Annotated in this window: 14 protein-coding genes and 2 pseudogenes; 9 read left to right on the top strand and 7 right to left on the bottom strand. The window is 46.4% G+C overall.

Features of this window, described 5'->3' with window-relative positions:
• Positions 1 to 206: 206 nt before the first annotated feature.
• The 3 genes from RIG27_RS33150 to RIG27_RS33140 all read left to right on the top strand — a co-directional run bounded on the left by RIG27_RS33150 (position 207) and on the right by RIG27_RS33140 (position 4,459).
• Positions 207 to 1,505 carry an AAA family ATPase gene (locus tag RIG27_RS33150; RefSeq protein ID WP_446351294.1) on the top strand — a complete coding sequence of 433 codons (1,299 nt, stop codon included), beginning with the start codon at positions 207 to 209 and terminating at the stop codon, positions 1,503 to 1,505.
• Positions 1,506 to 1,510: 5 nt separating this feature from the next.
• The gene (locus RIG27_RS33145) at positions 1,511 to 1,993 is read left to right on the top strand and encodes a hypothetical protein (RefSeq protein WP_446351293.1); all 483 of its coding nucleotides are present in this window, start codon (positions 1,511 to 1,513) and stop codon (positions 1,991 to 1,993) included.
• Between the two features lie 159 nt (positions 1,994 to 2,152).
• The gene (locus tag RIG27_RS33140) at positions 2,153 to 4,459 is read left to right on the top strand and encodes a cation:proton antiporter domain-containing protein (RefSeq protein ID WP_446351292.1); all 2,307 of its coding nucleotides are present in this window, start codon (positions 2,153 to 2,155) and stop codon (positions 4,457 to 4,459) included.
• Between the two features lie 151 nt (positions 4,460 to 4,610).
• On the opposite strand, the gene RIG27_RS33135 is transcribed toward RIG27_RS33140, so the two are convergent.
• Positions 4,611 to 4,955, bottom strand: coding sequence for an Hfq-related RNA-binding protein (locus tag RIG27_RS33135; RefSeq protein ID WP_446351291.1), 345 nt, complete (start codon positions 4,953 to 4,955; stop codon positions 4,611 to 4,613).
• Positions 4,956 to 4,982: 27 nt separating this feature from the next.
• On the opposite strand from RIG27_RS33135, the gene dapF reads away from it, so the two are divergent.
• The 5 genes from dapF (at position 4,983) to rpsU (ending at position 8,600) form a co-directional block, all read left to right on the top strand.
• Complete coding sequence (gene dapF / locus RIG27_RS33130) at positions 4,983 to 5,828, top strand: diaminopimelate epimerase (RefSeq protein WP_446351290.1); 846 nt, start codon at positions 4,983 to 4,985, stop codon at positions 5,826 to 5,828.
• 366 nt (positions 5,829 to 6,194) lie between these two features.
• On the top strand, positions 6,195 to 6,332 hold the full coding sequence (locus RIG27_RS33125) for a hypothetical protein (RefSeq protein WP_446351289.1): 138 nt from the start codon (positions 6,195 to 6,197) through the stop codon (positions 6,330 to 6,332).
• A complete protein-coding gene (locus tag RIG27_RS33120; RefSeq protein ID WP_446349517.1) occupies positions 6,329 to 6,658 on the top strand; it encodes a hypothetical protein in 330 nt (109 codons plus the stop codon). The genes RIG27_RS33125 and RIG27_RS33120 overlap by 4 nt, the downstream gene beginning before the upstream one ends.
• Positions 6,659 to 6,830: 172 nt before the next feature.
• Positions 6,831 to 7,835 (top strand): tRNA dihydrouridine synthase DusB, encoded by a 1,005-nt coding sequence (gene dusB / locus RIG27_RS33115; RefSeq protein ID WP_446351288.1) that lies wholly within the window; start codon positions 6,831 to 6,833, stop codon positions 7,833 to 7,835.
• Between the two features lie 585 nt (positions 7,836 to 8,420).
• The gene (gene rpsU / locus RIG27_RS33110; protein WP_006098158.1) at positions 8,421 to 8,600 is read left to right on the top strand and encodes a 30S ribosomal protein S21; all 180 of its coding nucleotides are present in this window, start codon (positions 8,421 to 8,423) and stop codon (positions 8,598 to 8,600) included.
• Between the two features lie 247 nt (positions 8,601 to 8,847).
• Here the strand turns inward: rpsU and hemH are convergent, their stop codons facing one another.
• A complete protein-coding gene (gene hemH, locus RIG27_RS33105; protein WP_446351287.1) occupies positions 8,848 to 10,011 on the bottom strand; it encodes a ferrochelatase in 1,164 nt (387 codons plus the stop codon).
• 111 nt (positions 10,012 to 10,122) lie between these two features.
• On the opposite strand from hemH, the gene RIG27_RS33100 reads away from it, so the two are divergent.
• Positions 10,123 to 10,746: a class I SAM-dependent methyltransferase gene (locus RIG27_RS33100; RefSeq protein ID WP_446351286.1), complete on the top strand. Its 624-nt coding sequence runs from the start codon at positions 10,123 to 10,125 to the stop codon at positions 10,744 to 10,746.
• A 127-nt stretch (positions 10,747 to 10,873) separates the two neighbouring features.
• On the opposite strand, the gene RIG27_RS33095 is transcribed toward RIG27_RS33100, so the two are convergent.
• The 5 genes and pseudogenes from RIG27_RS33095 to RIG27_RS33075 all read right to left on the bottom strand — a co-directional run.
• Positions 10,874 to 11,347, bottom strand: a complete 474-nt coding sequence (locus RIG27_RS33095; RefSeq protein ID WP_446351285.1) for a hypothetical protein — start codon at positions 11,345 to 11,347, stop codon at positions 10,874 to 10,876.
• Between the two features lie 293 nt (positions 11,348 to 11,640).
• A pseudogene (gene tnpA, locus RIG27_RS33090) lies at positions 11,641 to 11,958 on the bottom strand (IS200/IS605 family transposase); the annotation flags it as partial.
• 49 nt (positions 11,959 to 12,007) lie between these two features.
• On the bottom strand, positions 12,008 to 13,249 hold the full coding sequence (gene argJ, locus RIG27_RS33085; RefSeq protein ID WP_446351284.1) for a bifunctional ornithine acetyltransferase/N-acetylglutamate synthase: 1,242 nt from the start codon (positions 13,247 to 13,249) through the stop codon (positions 12,008 to 12,010).
• Positions 13,250 to 13,381: 132 nt separating this feature from the next.
• Positions 13,382 to 15,400 (bottom strand): alpha-amylase family glycosyl hydrolase, encoded by a 2,019-nt coding sequence (locus RIG27_RS33080; protein WP_446351283.1) that lies wholly within the window; start codon positions 15,398 to 15,400, stop codon positions 13,382 to 13,384.
• A gap of 297 nt (positions 15,401 to 15,697) precedes the next feature.
• Positions 15,698 to 15,808: pseudogene (locus tag RIG27_RS33075) on the bottom strand (Rpn family recombination-promoting nuclease/putative transposase); the annotation flags it as partial.
• Positions 15,809 to 16,478: the final 670 nt, after the last annotated feature.

The following is a 16,478-nucleotide window of genomic DNA, read 5'->3' as shown; positions in this document are numbered from 1 at the left end:
GACAGAGCCTGATACTGGCGTTCATATCAAGGTGTCGTGACCCGTCTAACGTAGACTACGGTGAGTCTCAGTCTGCACGTTCCGACGCAAGTCCAGATATGCTTAGGTGTGCATAGTCCTGTATAGGTTTTTCGGAACGGTAAGTTCCAACCGTTGAACTAAAATACATGATAACTGGAAATGCCAGTTTATTAAGAGGATGTCAAATGAGAGCTATCCTGTCTGAGTTCACTCTGGCAAATTTCAAAAGTTACCGTGAAGGACGACTACCCCTTGGGTCGCTGACTGTCTTAATCGGTGCAAATGCTTCTGGCAAAAGTAATGCATTAGAAGGTTTGCGCTTTCTGTCCTGGCTGGCTCAAGGGAAAAAACTTTCCAGCATTCAATATGAGACAAACCGTTCTGATCGCATTGTTCGAGGTCGGATCAGCGATCTATGTTATCAAGAAGAATCAAGTTTTACTATCGGTTGCCACCTCGATTGGACTGAATCGAGCGAACTCACCCTGACTCTCACTGTTCGGGATGGCGAACTACATATCAGTAGTGAGCGAATAACTGGAGCCTCAGATCAAGTCCTCTACGATTTGGATAGACCTTCTCAGGGTATGGGAACGGATGTTGATGTGGCTTATAACAACTTTGCCAGAGGACGAAATAAGCCCCACATCACCTGTAGCGATCAGATGGCGATATTCGTTCAACTGGACAGCCCTGCTAGTTTTAATGCTAAGCACAAAACGTCTCAACAGGTTATTCCAGAAATCGTCCGTAACTATCAACGTGTGTTGGAGAACATTCTGTTTCTCGATCCCATTCCGGCAAGAATGCGCGAGTATAGCTTCAAGACGGATAAGCGATTGCAAGGGGATGGCAGCAACCTTCCCAGCGTACTATTTCGGTTATGGAATGGTAATGCTAGCAATAAACAGGCAATTTTAGATTTTATCCAGAGTCTCCCAGAACAGGCAATTTCCGGGTTGGATTTTTTGATTGGACCCAGGGATGAAGTCATGGTAAGCCTCACAGAGACATTTGGGAACATTGAGCGCCCTTGTGAGGCCGCCTTGTTATCTGATGGAACCCTACGGGTACTGGCAATTGCTGCGGCTATGCTTTCTGCCACTGAAGGGAGCCTAGTGGTTATTGAGGAAATCGACAATGGCGTTCATCCTACCAGAGCTGAACATTTACTCGCCAGTATTCGGGCAATCGCTGAGCGCCGTAACTTGCGGGTACTCCTATCCACTCATAACCCAGCGCTGATGGATGCTTTGCCTGATCGCGCCCTCGGAGATGTTGTCTTCTGTTTTCGTGATCCACAGGACGGAAATAGCCGTCTGATCAGACTCGGAGATATGGATGAATTTCCAGGTCTCGTATCTCAAGGTCCACTGGGGCAGTTGGTCACAACTGGAGTCGTTGATCGATTTATTAAATCACCGCACACTCCTGAGGAACGAAAACAGCGAGCAATAGATTGGCTTGCTCGTTTGCAGGGGTAGGGGGAATGAGCAGCGTTTGCCTGATTGATACCAGCATATTTCTCAACTTGCTAGATGTCCCCAACTGCAATGAATCAAAGGAAAAAGTAACTGAAGATTTTAAGACTTTTGTTGAGGCTAGATGTACCTTTCTCTTACCCATGGTGACAATAGTTGAAACAGGTAATCACATTGCTCAGAATGGTGATGGCAACATCCGTCGAACCACAGCTCAACGATTTGTTGTCGCTGTTAAAGCCGCATTTTCTGGTGACGCACCTTGGCAACCTGTCGTTTTTCCCGATATGAAAGAGATTCTCTCCTGGATTGAGGAGTTCCCCGATTGTGCGGGTAGGAACAAAGCTCCTAACAAACCCGAAGGAACAAGTTTTGGGGATTTGAGTATTATTCAGGAATTTGATAAGGCTTGTGACCGTTTTCACATGAGTGAAGTTTTCATCTGGTCTCTCGATAGCGATTTACAGAGCTATCACCAACAACCTAAATAGGGTGAAGGTCGCCGAGTGACCAGGAATGGCTCGATCCGCCCGTTGACTCCAAACCCGGTGCTTTAACACAGAATGTTGCCGGAGTTAACAAAATGTTGGAAATCTTAAGAAAATTTGTATCCTATAAAGATATAGCACTTTAATTTTGATAACGCACCGGTGCAAGAAGACTTCCGACTGATTATCGACTTCGTATCTGTTCTGGCGTCAGCAGCGGCTGGCGGACTCTTGGCATCCTTATGCCGTCAACCCCCGCTCTTGGGCTATATCGTCGGGGGTATGATTGTGGGTCCGGCGGGTTTGGGTCTAATTAAAGAGGTGATCCAAATTGAAACCCTGGCTCAGTTTGGTGTGGCATTTTTGCTCTTTGCCCTAGGGGTGGAATTTTCCCTGGCGGAACTGAAAAAAGTGCAAAAGATTGCTCTGGGCGGTGGTGGACTCCAAGTGGTACTGACTATTTTAGTTACTACATTAGTCTCTTTGGGCATGGGTTGGGTCACGTCTCCCGCCCAAGGTGTGTTTCTTGGGGCAACTTTGTCGTTGTCATCCACGGCGGTGGTTCTCAAATGCTTGATGGAACGCAACGAAACCGAAACCCCCCACGGGCAAGTCATGCTAGGGATTTTGGTGGTGCAAGATTTGGCATTGGGATTAATGTTAGCAGTACTCCCGGCTTTAGACCAACCCACTGAAGTGATTGGTATAGCCGTCGGACTTGCCCTATTGAAAATTGGTCTATTTGCGGCGGGTGCCATTGCTGTAGGAATATGGTTGATTCCGTCGTTATTACGATTCCTTGCTCGTACTGAAAGCCGAGAGTTATTTTTACTCGGGGTTGTGGGTTTATGTATGGGAATTGCCCTGTTGACAGAACAGTTGGGACTCTCTATCGAGATGGGGTCGTTTGTGGCGGGGTTAATGATTTCTGAGGTTGAATATGCCGATCAAACTTTGACCTACGTCGAACCCCTGCGGGATATCTTTGCTGCCCTCTTTTTTGCCGCGATTGGGATGCTAATCGATCCGATTTTTCTGTGGACGAATCTAGAATTAATTTTGGGATTGGTTTTGCTGGTTTCGGTGGGAAAAGCGTTAATTGTTACCCCAATTGTTAAACTTTTTGGCTATCCGTTAAAAACGGCAATTCTGGCAGGTCTGGGGTTAGCGCAAATTGGCGAATTTTCCTTTGTGTTGGCGAGTGAGGGGCAAACCTTGGGATTAGTACCTCGCCCGGTGTATCTGTTGATTTTAGGCACAACTGCGGTGACATTAATTGTGACACCGTTTCTGTTACGATTAACACCACTAGCATTGAACTGGCTGGAGAATTTCCCACCCTTACAACGGTATTTTGAACCGATGGAAACTCCGAAAGCCGTATCACTGAATAGTCAACAGCTAAATGATCATGTGGTGATTTGTGGGTATGGGCGCAGTGGTAGCAATTTAGTGCGACTGATGCGAGAGCATGATTATCCGATTGTGGTGGTTGAGCAGTCAGAGCTGGTGATTGGGCAATTACGAGACGCAGGAATTCCTTATGTTTACGGCAATGCGGCTAGTTTACACGTATTGGATAAAGCTGCGGTAGAACGGGCAAAATCCATGGTAATTGTCTTGGCTGACGCCATGAGTAGTCGGTTATGTTTGAAGCGATCGCTAGAATTAAATCCCAATTTAGATATCGTCGTGCGGGCGAATAAGGATCGGGAGATCGAACTGCTGTACCAACTGGGGGCGCGAGAGGTGGTGCAACCGGAGTTTGAGGCGTCTTTGGAGTTAGCGACGCATTTGATGTCCGGAATTGGTGTACCTGATTGGGTGATTCAGCAGGAAATGGAAAAAATTCGCAGTTCCCATTATCTGGATTTGCGCCCCGAACAACCTCAGTCTCAAATTGCCCGCGATTTACGGACGGCGGCTGAGATGATGAATAGTAAATGGTATGATTTGCCAGAAAATTCTCCACTGACGGGTATCACCTTAGAACAGGCTGATATTCGCCGCTTAACTGGGGTTAGCTTGGTGGCGATTCGTCGCGCTGAAGGGGAGGAAATCGATTATCCTGATGCTGGGGTAAGTCTGGAAGAAGGCGATCGCCTGTTGGCTTTGGGTGAACCCGATGAACTGTCTGCGTTTAAGAAATTGGCAAAGGGAGAAATGACCAATCCCGCTACCAGCAATCCTTGTCAGTGGGTGTTTGTTCCTGAAGAAAGTCCCGCCCACGGGAAAAGCCTATCTCAACTCCATTGGCGGCGTCAATATGGGATTCAAGTACAGGCAATTCGTAGAGAAGGGAAGTTTATCCCCTTTCCCGATGGCAATGCCGAAATTCGAGAGCAAGATCATCTACTATTGTGTGGCGGAAGTTATCCCCTGAATCAATTACAGGAGTGGTTAACGCCACTCCCTGATAGTAGTATCACCGATGTTCCGCTTCATCAAACTCTGACAAATGACAAATGACCTAACTTTTTCAACCTGAGTCGGGGCGGGTTTAGTCACATCTGGATGCAACCGAAAAGATAGTCGTGAAACCCGCCCCTACAGAGGCATCACATACCGTGAAAAGTTAGAACAAAGGACGAATGACATAAGACATAAGACATAAGACTGATTATGCAAATTCAAAGGGATTATCGGAACTCTCCTCTGTTTCTGAACTTTCTACGGTTTCATAACTCTCGGCTGTTTCAGAACTCGCCACGGCAGACTCTTGGCGTAGTTGGAGGGATCGATTCATGCCACCGCCTCCCTTGGGTTTAATATAGGCGATCGCGTGATGCCAAATAATAATCGGCTGTTCCTGTTCATCTAGAATACATAAGCAGGATGTGTCTTGCCAGCGCACTCTGCCTGTAAATATTTCATTGGTTATGAGTTTCAGTTCAACCTCTTGGGCTTCTCGAATCAAGCTTTGCAGTTGACGAACACTGGGTAGATTGGTGGACAATTCACTCATAATTAGATGGTTAAGCGGGAGACAATAATGGAAATCGAATTTACAAAGTACCACGGTTTGGGGAATGACTTCATTCTGATTGATAATCGGTCAAAGTCAGCCCCGCTAATCACTTCAGAGCAAGCCGTGCAATGGTGCGATCGCAACTTTGGCATCGGTGCTGATGGGGTGATTTTTGCCCTACCAGGACTTGAGGGTACTGACTATAGTATGCGGATTTTTAACGCCGATGGCTCGGAACCGGAAATGTGTGGCAATGGGATTCGCTGTTTGGCGCAGTTTCTAGCCGATTTGGAGGGAATCACGGGTTCAACGGAGTATCGGATTCATACCTTAGCTGGGGTGATTACGCCGAAACTGGAAGGCAATGGCAAAGTTAGGGTGAATATGGGTATGCCTCAGCTTTTAGCCTCTCAAATCCCGACAACCTTGGCTCAAGCGGATCAAAAGGTGATTGATGTTCCCTTAGAGGTGGGCGGGAAGAGTTGGCAGCTTACTTGTGTGAGCATGGGCAATCCTCACTGTATCACCTATGTAGAAGACGTGAGTGCTATTCCCCTAGAACTCATTGGTCCTCAGTTCGAGCATCATTCCGTCTTCCCCAAACGAACCAATACCGAATTTATTCAAGTGATACGCCCCGATTATATCAAAATGCGCGTCTGGGAACGGGGGGCTGGAGCCACTTTAGCCTGTGGTACGGGGGCTTGTGCGTCGGTAGTTGCTGGGGTATTGACCGGAAAATGCGATCGCATCTGTACGGTGGAACTACCTGGGGGCTGTTTGGACATTGAATGGTCCGAGATTGATCAACGAATTTACATGACTGGACCAGCGCAGCGAGTGTTTACAGGTAGCTTTAGACAGGGATAACCTGCGTCCCATTGGTGTCAACTTAAGTTGACGCCGGAGTAGTAGAGACGTAAGGCGTGGAACGTCTGGGACTCAGGCTAGATATACCGTAGGGTGGGCAATGCCCACCACCACACCAGTCAATACCGTTCATATTAAGTGTGTAGGGGCGGGTTTCACAACTATCATTGCGGTTGCACCCAGATGTCACTAAACCAGCCCCGACTCAAGTTTCTAGACTTCCCAGATGTTAACTCTAAGCCTCGTGAATGACGCTCTGTGCCTCATGAACAACGCTCTGAGCCTCGTGAATAACGCTGGGTGTGGGGTGTGGGGAAACACAAGGAGGTTGACTCTTCAAGCCATCTGTAGGGACACGATATTATCGTGTCCCTACAATATATAGTATTTACCCTAATTGTTGTTGTCCTCACCGAACTGGGACAAATTGGCACTCAGTTTGATGGTTTAGGTCATATTGGCGTGCAAACATCTCAGGGTAACTCAAAGATTGGGATAGCTTGAGTGAGGAACAAAAGGCGGAAAATCGTCGTATTTTTAACGCGGGTGAACCAGGACCAGGGATTACCGCTTGTCGTTATCTGTCTCAGCAGAAAGTGGCGATGGTTGGTTCAGATACCTGGGGAACAGAAGCGGTTCCTGGAGAAGATACCAACCGTCCTTTTGATTGTCATATTGAATGGATGGTCAAACATGGAATTACTAATATAGAAAATTTAGATGTGAGTCGTTTATTAGAGGATAAAGTCTATGAGTTTTTATTTGTTTTTGCACCGCTAAAGATAAAGGGCGGAACGGGTTCACCAGGGAATCCAGTGGCGATTTATTAGTGTAGAGATGTAGAAATTGTTTGTAGTAAGCACAAAGGGTACTATAACGCCTAGCTAGAGAGGGCTAAAGTTCCCTCACTACGAACCAATTCTAATCCATTAATTAAGGTGTACCACGCCAGTAGGTTGAATCTAGAGCTAAGGTTCTCTGACTATAAGCGCAATTACAACTATGACTGTTCTTTGCTCTCAATTACAGCAGCGATTAGCGACTCCTCTGAAAATTGGTTCGTTTGAAGTTAAGAGTAGGGTTCTCCAGTCTCCTCTGTCTGGCGTCACGGATTTGGTATTCCGTCGCCTGGTGCGCCGCTATGCGCCAGAGTCGATGATGTATACGGAGATGGTTCATGCAGCCGGATTGCATCATGTCCAGGGTTTATCCAAAATCATGGATGTTGATCCGAATGAAAAGCCGATTAGTATCCAGTTATTTGACTGTCGCCCTGATTTCCTGGGGGAAGCCGCCCAGAAAGCTGTAGCGGAAGGTGCGGATACCGTGGATATTAATATGGGATGTCCGGTGAATAAAATTACTAAAAAGGGAGGGGGTTCATCGTTACTGCGAGAACCGGAAACGGCGGTGGCGATTGTCCGGGCGGTGGTGGAGGCGGTGTCTATCCCGGTTACGGTGAAGACGCGGATTGGTTGGAGTGATGACGAGATTAATATCCTCGATTTTGCCCAGCGGATGGAGGATGCGGGGGCGCAAATGCTAACGTTGCACGCCCGTACCCGCGCCCAAGGGTATAAAGGTGAGGCGAAGTGGGAGTGGATTGGTAAGGTAAAGCAGGTTCTGTCGATTCCAGTTATTGCCAATGGCGATATTTTTTCAGTCGAGTCAGCGGTGAGATGCTTGGAACAAACGGGGGCGGATGGGGTGATGTGTTCGCGAGGAACATTGGGGTATCCATTTTTGGTGGGAGAAATTGACCATTTCCTGAAAACGGCGAAACGGTTAGCACCACCGACTACTGTAGAACGGTTAATCTGTGCCAAGGAACACTTACAAGCTTTATGGGAGTATAAAGGCGATCGCGGCGTTCAGCAAGCCAGAAAACATTTGGCGTGGTATACTAAGGGTTTTGTTGGAGCCAGCGACTTGCGAGATCAGCTGAGTCGCATTGAAACGGTGGAACAGGGGGTGACGTTGATTGACACTGCGATCGCGAAGTTGTAATCTGGGCATGATGGAAAGCAAAGTTCAGTCCTGTCTCACCGGATAAGGGGACAGGCTTGTTCCCTTAGAAATTAATCGCTACTATGGCAATAGTCGTTAAAATATTTCAGATAAATGTGTCCAACGATGCCATTGATGGGCAAATAAAGTAATGCAAAACCAAACGTAAAATAGAGATGTATCGGTATGGTTAAGCAACACTAGCTGTTTCCCGTACAAGTGGGGAAGAGTGAGCGCAAACCTCACTATAAAAGCCGTAAAGGGAAAGACTACGAGTACCTTGAAAGCATCTCTGAACGCCCATTTAAGGGATTCAGACGCTTATGCTTACCCGAAGCGAGAAGCGTTAGAGCGTTACTCAATCAACGCTAGTAATGGTCAAAACTGTTTAGGTGTTTGCTCTACTTTCATGAGTGAAGCCGTCTCAGTTACTTTTAAATTACTGTTTGATTCAAGGAGTGTAGTCTAAGCACAGTCACGATTGATCAGTATCGCTGCTGGTCTAAATACGCTAATTTTGTTAGAGATTGAATTGGATGATGATTATCATCCATTATGTACTGTACGCTAGAAGGAGGATATAGTATGACCCAAGTGGTTGTAGGCGAAAATGAAGGAATTGAGTCAGCGCTGCGCCGATTTAAGCGGCAAGTGTCCAAAGCAGGAATTTTTGCAGATATGAAGCGCTTGCGTCACTTTGAGACGCCGATTGAAAAGAAAAAGCGCAAAGCAGTAGCTAGACGACGTAAGCGGCGAGTTCGCTAAGCAATTTCTTAATACCTTTTCATCCAAATAGACATTCCAATCGGGATGTCGTGTGGTGGATTCGCAAAAACCACAGGAATAGTTTGTCAGCCGCCAGTTAGTCCTGACGGCTGATTGAAGTATTTTATCCCTTTTTTACACCAAAACTCATATCATGTCTGGTTGAATACTTACACTTTGGTGAAGACAAGGCAGAAGGTTCGCCGGGAAGGAGGAAGGGGACAAGGTAAAAGCATTTACCTCTGTTTTATAATAATCCCACAAAATGAAGTGGTCCTTGACCACTAATTAACTCCAAAACTAAAGCTAGAAAGCCAATCATCGCCAAACGACCATTCCAGACTTCAGCCGCCGTTGTCATACCCCATTCCCAACGTTCTTGGGGATACATCTTAACTTTTTTGCTAGGATGCACAACTTCGGCAAATGTTCGGGGCGGCGTGTTTAAAGCATCTACGACTAAGGTGGCGAGGGATTCAATAAAAACGGGATGGGTATTGAGTGCTGGAACTCGCTGGAAGTTGTGAATTCCAGCTTCTTCTGCGATTTCCCGATATTCAATATCAACTTCTTGTAACGTTTCAATATGTTCAGAGACAAAGCTAATCGGGACAACCAGCAAGTCTTTGACTCCTTGATTCCCTAACTCTTGCAGTGCATCTTCAGTGTAGGGTTGCAGCCACTCCACAGGACCCACCCGGCTTTGATACGCCAGGGTATGAGGGTTAGGGCGATTGAGTGTCTGCATAATTAGATCTGTGCAATGCTCAATCTCTTGCTGGTAAGGGTCTCCAGCTTCTGTGACATAGCTACTGGGAACACCATGGGCGCTGAAGAAAATATGAACCGCGTCAGGATGATCAAACCGTTGCAGTTCCTGATCAATTAAGTCTGCCATGGCTTGCAGGTATCCCGGTGCTTGATACCAGGAGGGAATAACCGTGTATTCCAGTTGGTTGAGTTTAGCATCCTCCTGCCAAAGTTGTTCCAGCAGCCGGAAACTGGAACCACTGGTACTGATAGAAAATTGCGGGTATAGGGGTAAAATGACTAGGTGTTCAATGCGATCGCGTTTGACGTGGGCGATTGCTTCTTCGGTGAAGGGATGCCAGTAACGCATACCCACATAGATATTCGCCTCTTGCCCCTGCTGCTTTAACGTCTCCTGTAAAGCTTGGGCTTGGGCTTCAGTAATGTGCCGCAGCGGTGAACCCCCACCAATTTGACGGTAATTCTCTTGCGACTTCTTTGCCCGCATTGTCGAGATTAACCAAGCCAGGGGCTTTTGCATCCACGAAAATGGCAGGCGAATAATTTCGGGATCGGCAAATAGATTAAAAAGAAAGGGGCGGACATCCTCTAAATTATCCGGTCCACCTAAATTAAGTAATAATACCCCAACACGACCCATAGCAACCACGGCATTCCAAATATTTCATATTTGTTACTGATTTTAACAATATATGCTGGTAATGGTTTGAGTTTTCCGGAAAAAATCTAGATTCTTGATCCTAGCAGAACTATGGCAACCGTATTAAGACCGTTGAGTTATAAGTATCAGTGGCTATATGACACGATTTCTCGATTAGCCGCCACGAGTGTGGGTGGAGAACGGCGATTCCACCATCTGCCTTTGCACGGTTTAACAATTGACTCAGAAACGCAAGTGTTAGACCTTTGCTGTGGTGGGGGTCAGGCTACCCGCTTTCTGGTGGAGTATTCCCAGAATGTCACAGGACTGGATGTTTCACCCTTATCCCTGCAACGCGCCGAAAAGAATGTGCCGCAAGCTAAGTATGTAGAAGCCTTTGCCGAGGATATGCCGTTTGGCGAGAATCAGTTTGATCTGGTGCATACCAGCGTAGCACTCCATGAGATGCCGCCGTCAGTGTTGCAGCAAATTCTTAGGGAAGTGTATCGGGTGCTCAAACCCGGTGGTGTGTTCGCGCTGGTGGATTTTCACAAGCCGACGAATGTTTTATTTCTGCCGGGAGTCGCCCTGTTTCTCTGGTTATTTGAAACGGAAACGGCGTGGCAATTATTGGAGACGGATTTGGTGAGATTGCTGAAGCAGACAGGATTTGCCTCCTGTGAACAGCGTCTGCATGCGGGGGGGAGTTTACAGGTGATTCAGGCGAAGAAGTGAGTAGGAAAAGCAGGGTTTGTAGGGGCGGGTTTAGGGACTTTCGTTTGGCTATGGATAATAACGTTTGTGCAAAACCCGCCCTGACCTGATCCCAATATTAAGATATAGCTAAACCCGCCCCGACCGATTACGATTTTTCCTGGAGTTCAGCAACTTGGGCTTCTAAGTCTTGAATCCGTTCTTTGAGTTCGATAACGAGGGTAGCGAGTCGGTCAAACCTCTGATCAGAGGATAAGACTCGCGGTGGGGTTCTGGGGGGGACTGATGGTGCTGGCGTTGGGGGGTTGAGAGGGCGATTTGGGCTAGGAACTTGTCGAGTTAAGGTAGCAAGCTGAGACTCAATGCGGTTGATTTGCGATCGCAACTGGAAATTCTCGGTTTCTAGGCGCGAGAGGCGTGAGGCTAAAGCGGCGGTGGATTGGGCGGAGGTTAAAGGGGGAAAGATAAGAATTCCGATCAGAAATGCTAGGCAGATGATGCCGATTTTTTTGAGCATGATAATTGAGGGGTGGTGGTAGAGCGATCGCTTTCTAAGCGTATCCCACTTTTTATGTTGCCAAAGTTGATAACCAAGTGTAGGTTTCTCTGGGAGTGGCTCCAAGATTTATCTTGTCGGCTGAAGCCGGAAATGATAGATTAAGAAACAATTACACAAGCTGGGCGAATGGAATTCGCAGCTACACAAACAAAGTCCGCCTTCGCGGACTTACAACTTGCACTTTATCGGAAACGAATAGAAGCAGTTTTTTACATATCAACGCGATTTATTACCACTAGAACATCGGTCAAAAAACCGGGTTTCTTTGGGTTAAAACTTGATATTTCGTTGTCATTCTCACGAAAAACCCGGTTTCTCATAATACTTTACCGACACTCTAGGAATGATTTAATTAATCAGTTAGCAATTAATTCCCAAGTAGAAATTATTGATTTCTGTCGATGGTGAATCGGCTGATTTCTGATGTAGTTAGCTACCTGGTCAAGATGATCATGGCTAACACTGAATGCGCCGTAGCTGCCTTGCCATTTGAAGAATTCCCCCGGATTAATTTCATGGGTAACTAAATGAGAAGAACTTCCTTTAATCTGTTTGATTAAGTCGGAAACCGCTAGAGTAGGGGGGAAACTCATTAATAGATGTACATGATCTTCAATACCGCCCAAGGCAATAACTGTACATTTTAGCTGTTGGCATTCTCCAATAATCGCTGAACAATTTCAACTGAACCGAACCATCGCCCCCTGAACCGAACCATCGCCCTCACGTCGTATACTCGGCATTAATTTTCACATAGTCATAACTCAAATCACAGCCCCACGCCTTACCTGTACCCGGTTCATTGCCAATACTCACCGAAATTAAAACAGTATCCTCTTTCAAATACGCCCCAGTCGCGGCATTTTTCAAATAAGCACTCGCTGCATCTCGGTCAAAGGGTAAAGGTTGACCCTTATCCATTAGCACAAAATCCCCCATCTGAATCCGCAAGGCTTCCTGGGAAAAAGGTACACCTGCACGCCCCGCCGCACCCGCTATTCTCCCCCAGTTGGGATCACGACCAAATATGGCAGATTTTACTAGGGATGAACCCGCAATCGTTCGGGCAATTTGACGCGCTGCTTGATCATTGGGTGCGCCTGTAACCTGTACTTCCATCAAACACGTCGCCCCTTCGCCATCTCGTGCGATCGCCTTGGCTAAATGTTGGCATACCGCCGTCAGCATCGCCTCTAGCTTTTCAGCATGGGGTCCCATTTCCGTAATCGCTGAGGTGCGAGATTGACCATTCGCCAAGGCAATCAGGGTATCGTTGGTACTGGTATCCCCATCGACGGTAATTTGATTAAAGCTTTTATCCGCCGCCCGACTTAACATTTTTTGCCATAACGGTGTAGAAACCACCGCATCACAGGTAACAAACGCCAGCAGTGTTGCCATATTCGGGTGAATCATCCCTGAACCCTTGGCAATCCCGCCAATCCGTACCGGGCGATCGTCAATCGTGGTTTCCAAGGCAATGGATTTTGTCACTAAATCTGTCGTAATAATCGCTTGGGCGGCAGCATTGGAACCCAGTTCTGATAAGCCTTCCACCAATTGAGGAATTCCGGCGAGAAGGGCATCCATACGAATACGCTGTCCAATCACACCCGTGGAGCCTAATAAAATAGACTCTGGAGCAATATTCATGGCTTGTGCCAATGCCTTCGCCGAGTCCAAAGCATCTTGCCACCCCGCTTCCCCGGTTGCCGCATTCGCTTGACCAGCGTTGACTAAAATAGCACTGGCGCTGGCTTTTTTTCGTAAACGCTGGCGACAATAGGTAACAGGCGCTGCACAAACCTGATTCTGGGTAAAGACTCCGGCTGCGATCGCCTCAACATCCGACACGATCAATGCTAAATCCGGCAGTCCTGAAGGCTTAAGTCCAGCTACTATTCCAGATGCACGATATCCTCTAGGTGCTGTGACGCCACCTGTAATTTCCTGCCAGTCTGACATGATTTTTTTACCTCAACCCTGGTAGTGGTTCGAGTAGCGATTATATCAACACTTAGGCTCAGCTGCATTATCCTCGCCTCTTCAAGGTCTAATCAGAAATGATTTTGTAGCTTTTGTTACTTTTTTCAAGAATTAAATCAAAGCATAAACCTTGGCTTCCCATGGGAAAATCGGTTCTCTGCCCACCCATTCCGGAGGAACGATGCGGTCTTGGGTAATTTCTTTCCACTGCTTGCCTTCTGGAGTGGGAGACCAATTCGGGACTTTATATTCAGAACCGACAGGAGTTCCATAGTCGGAGAAATTAGCCACAACAATCACGCATTCATCTGATCTTTTGCCACGCCGCCAGACTAAAACCCGTTTATCTTCGTGGAAATCGGCATGAATAAACTCATTATCATTCACCGCTAACGCCTTTGATGAAGTGCGGAAACGAACCAACCGGGCTACATACTGAAAGATGCGTTGTCGCCAATCGTCTTGGACTCGACTATAGTTAACCGGGTCAACCTGTTTATGATCCGCATGTTCATCCGTAATATCGAGATCTTGCTGATCTCCAAATTCATCCCCTGCCAAAATCATCGGAATACCAACGGCAGTTAAAAGGCAGACAAATGCTAGCTTAATCCGGGGTTCAGTATCATAAATCCCATTATTAATTAGGTAGTTATAGAATCGCTCATTCCCCAAGCCACCTACATCATGAGAGGTTAGATAATTTACCGCTTGAGCGCTATCGGTAAATCCGAGGAAACGACAATCAATCAGTTTGCGTACACTCCATTCAAAGCTAGAGTCATTAAACGCATTCTTGCCTAAAATGATCTGTCGAATAATTTGCTTAAATTTTTCATTCCACAGTCCATCTAAGCGATTTTGGTGAACCAACGCTAAAGGAACACTTAATTCTTCACCCACAACCAGAAAATGCTTAGTTGAACCGCCCCGTTTTTCCCAAATGGTGCGGGCTAACTCTCGGAACTTTTCTAAAAAGTCATAATTCCCTACATTATTAACGCTATCCAGTCGCAAACCATCCACCCGATAATAGTTCAGCCAATGAGCCATATACAGTTTCATATATTCACGGGCTGGCACAAACCAGGATTTTTTGCCCAGAATTGGATGATAGCCTTCTAACCAATAGTTGTATTTAAATAAATCACCACCAAAGCCATCACGACCTGCTTGTTCAGGATCACGTTGAGGATCACCTGCTGGTCGCCATTGGACGTAAAAATCCAGAAAGTTGATGTTTTGATACGGATTATTTCGGGAAAACGCCATTACCATATCGGCAAAGAAACGCATTCCTAATTGATGACACACTTTAATTAAATTGGCTAAATCTGTGGATGCGGTTGGTGCATCTTGACCTTCTGGATGTCCTAAATCAAAATCAGCCGCCAAAAAGTTAGCTGTACCATATCCCCATTCCAGCTTGTCATCGCTATCGGCTGGGGGTAATAATTCTAAGGCATTAACGCCTAATTCCATCAGATGGGCTTTTCCTTCTGTTAGCGCCTCAATATGGCAAAAATTAGGAGATGGGGTTTGGGGTTGTAATAAAGACAGCACATCCTGAAACGTACCAATCCCTACCTCCCGATTCTCCTCTGTTTTTCCTTGAGTCCAACGGGTTGGTAATTCATAGATCACCAGTTGGTTGTTCGCCGGTAGGGTGTCTAATGGGGGATCTCCTTCCCAGTTCACCGTTTGTCCCCCCGGATCACAGGGCGTTAATGTGCCATTTTGATACAAAATAACACTGGCAGGATCATCACTAGCGATACCGCCTTCTTCGTCAGGAATGGGGGCGATGATCCGGCGGTCTACAGTTGTGGCGGTTGGATCGGTGCAATAGAGAACGTTGTTAATCGTGTCTGGGTTATAGGGTTCCGTGTTGTGGATTTTAAACCAGTACAGGTAAACTTGTCCGTCTGTCAAACCACAGGCTTGAGCGGAGACTTCCCACAACTCAGGGAAGTCGGGAGATTGGCTGAGGGGGTATTCCCCAACTTTCTCGAATCGATCTGAAGCCTTGGCTGAAGGTTTCGCAATGTAAACGCTGGGCGGTGATTGGGATATACCCGGACGCCACAAGACGAAGTGAGTCTGCTTGCGGCTCAATAGATCGACGAGCATAGTGTGAGTCTCCTGAGTGGGAATCTTACTTTGGGTTGATCTGTACAACCGACCACCATTCTATTCTGGGGATTTGAAAAGTCCAAACTCAGGACTTACGCAGCTACACCACTTATGGGGTAAAGGTGCGTTACGCTACGCTAACACACCCTACAGTCGAGGCTTTGCGTAAGTCCTAAACTGATAACGGCTTAATTTTTCCTGAATTAACCCAATTATGAGCCAACTGCAACATCGCTGGGTCATCAACGCCGCCGAAGCTAAGGGACTCGCGGATATTCGCTGATCATTAAGTGTCCAGTCGTCTTTTAAACTGAGTACCTGACCCGGATTGTAGGGATTGACGATGGTTAAAGATTTAATGACTGGCTCCCCGGCATAAATAATCGCATTGAGAAAGCTGATTATCTTTTAAGTTTATCACCAATATCCTCTACCTATCTTGAGATGCGATCGCACAATTCCATCAACCCCCGATAACTTGACTTGTGGTTACGCTGTCTTTGTTTTCAGTCAAGCTTGGCGCTGATCAAGCCTAGTTTAATAAGTAAAACTTTTCAATTTTATGTTTTAGTTTTAATATTCTCAAGACAATCTGATTTAGGGCTGGCAGAAAAAGTCACTGGCAAATCCTGAGTTGACCTGGGTTTGAGATTGTAGTATGTTATTACAGTAATACTGTATTGGGTGTTTTTTGTAGCCATTTTTTTATGTATTTTGCTTAAACGCCTTGAAAATGCGTAATTTTTTTCTCTCTAGTGTGGAAAAAAATTAAATCATACAAATATATTACATTACCCAATTTTTAGAACTCGAAAAGGGACAAAATTGACAAAAAAGCAGTTTAATGTATTAGCAAGGGATTAAAATAAATAGTATTAGTGTCGTGGCACACCTTAATTGGTGGATTAGCATCGTAGGGGCGAACTGACGTGCATCCGTGTCAACTTAAGCCATAACCCTTGCCCACCCTAGTTTTCAGCTATCCTTCTCTAGGTAAATATTGTAGGGGCGACCCGCCGTACCCAATCAACAGAACCTAACTCTTAATTTTACTGGGTCGCCCCCCGCTCTCACT

Source organism: Coleofasciculus sp. F4-SAH-05 (genome assembly GCF_040222985.1).
Classification (GTDB): Bacteria; Cyanobacteriota; Cyanobacteriia; order Cyanobacteriales; family Coleofasciculaceae; genus Coleofasciculus; species Coleofasciculus chthonoplastes.
The sequence above is the reverse complement of the archived record's forward strand: the minus strand, read 5'-3'. Positions and strand labels throughout refer to the sequence as shown.

Bases quoted from the DNA above. Each gene is read 5' to 3' on its own strand.
- RIG27_RS33150 (WP_446351294.1), top strand. From the start codon at position 207: ATGAGAGCTATCCTGTCTGAGTTCACTCTGGCAAATTTCAAAAGTTAC.
- RIG27_RS33145 (WP_446351293.1), top strand. From the start codon at position 1,511: ATGAGCAGCGTTTGCCTGATTGATACCAGCATATTTCTCAACTTGCTA.
- RIG27_RS33135 (WP_446351291.1), bottom strand. From the start codon at position 4,955: ATGAGTGAATTGTCCACCAATCTACCCAGTGTTCGTCAACTGCAAAGC.
- dapF (WP_446351290.1), top strand. From the start codon at position 4,983: ATGGAAATCGAATTTACAAAGTACCACGGTTTGGGGAATGACTTCATT.
- dusB (WP_446351288.1), top strand. From the start codon at position 6,831: ATGACTGTTCTTTGCTCTCAATTACAGCAGCGATTAGCGACTCCTCTG.
- rpsU (WP_006098158.1), top strand. From the start codon at position 8,421: ATGACCCAAGTGGTTGTAGGCGAAAATGAAGGAATTGAGTCAGCGCTG.
- hemH (WP_446351287.1), bottom strand. From the start codon at position 10,011: ATGGGTCGTGTTGGGGTATTATTACTTAATTTAGGTGGACCGGATAAT.
- RIG27_RS33100 (WP_446351286.1), top strand. From the start codon at position 10,123: ATGGCAACCGTATTAAGACCGTTGAGTTATAAGTATCAGTGGCTATAT.
- argJ (WP_446351284.1), bottom strand. From the start codon at position 13,249: ATGTCAGACTGGCAGGAAATTACAGGTGGCGTCACAGCACCTAGAGGA.
- RIG27_RS33080 (WP_446351283.1), bottom strand. From the start codon at position 15,400: ATGCTCGTCGATCTATTGAGCCGCAAGCAGACTCACTTCGTCTTGTGG.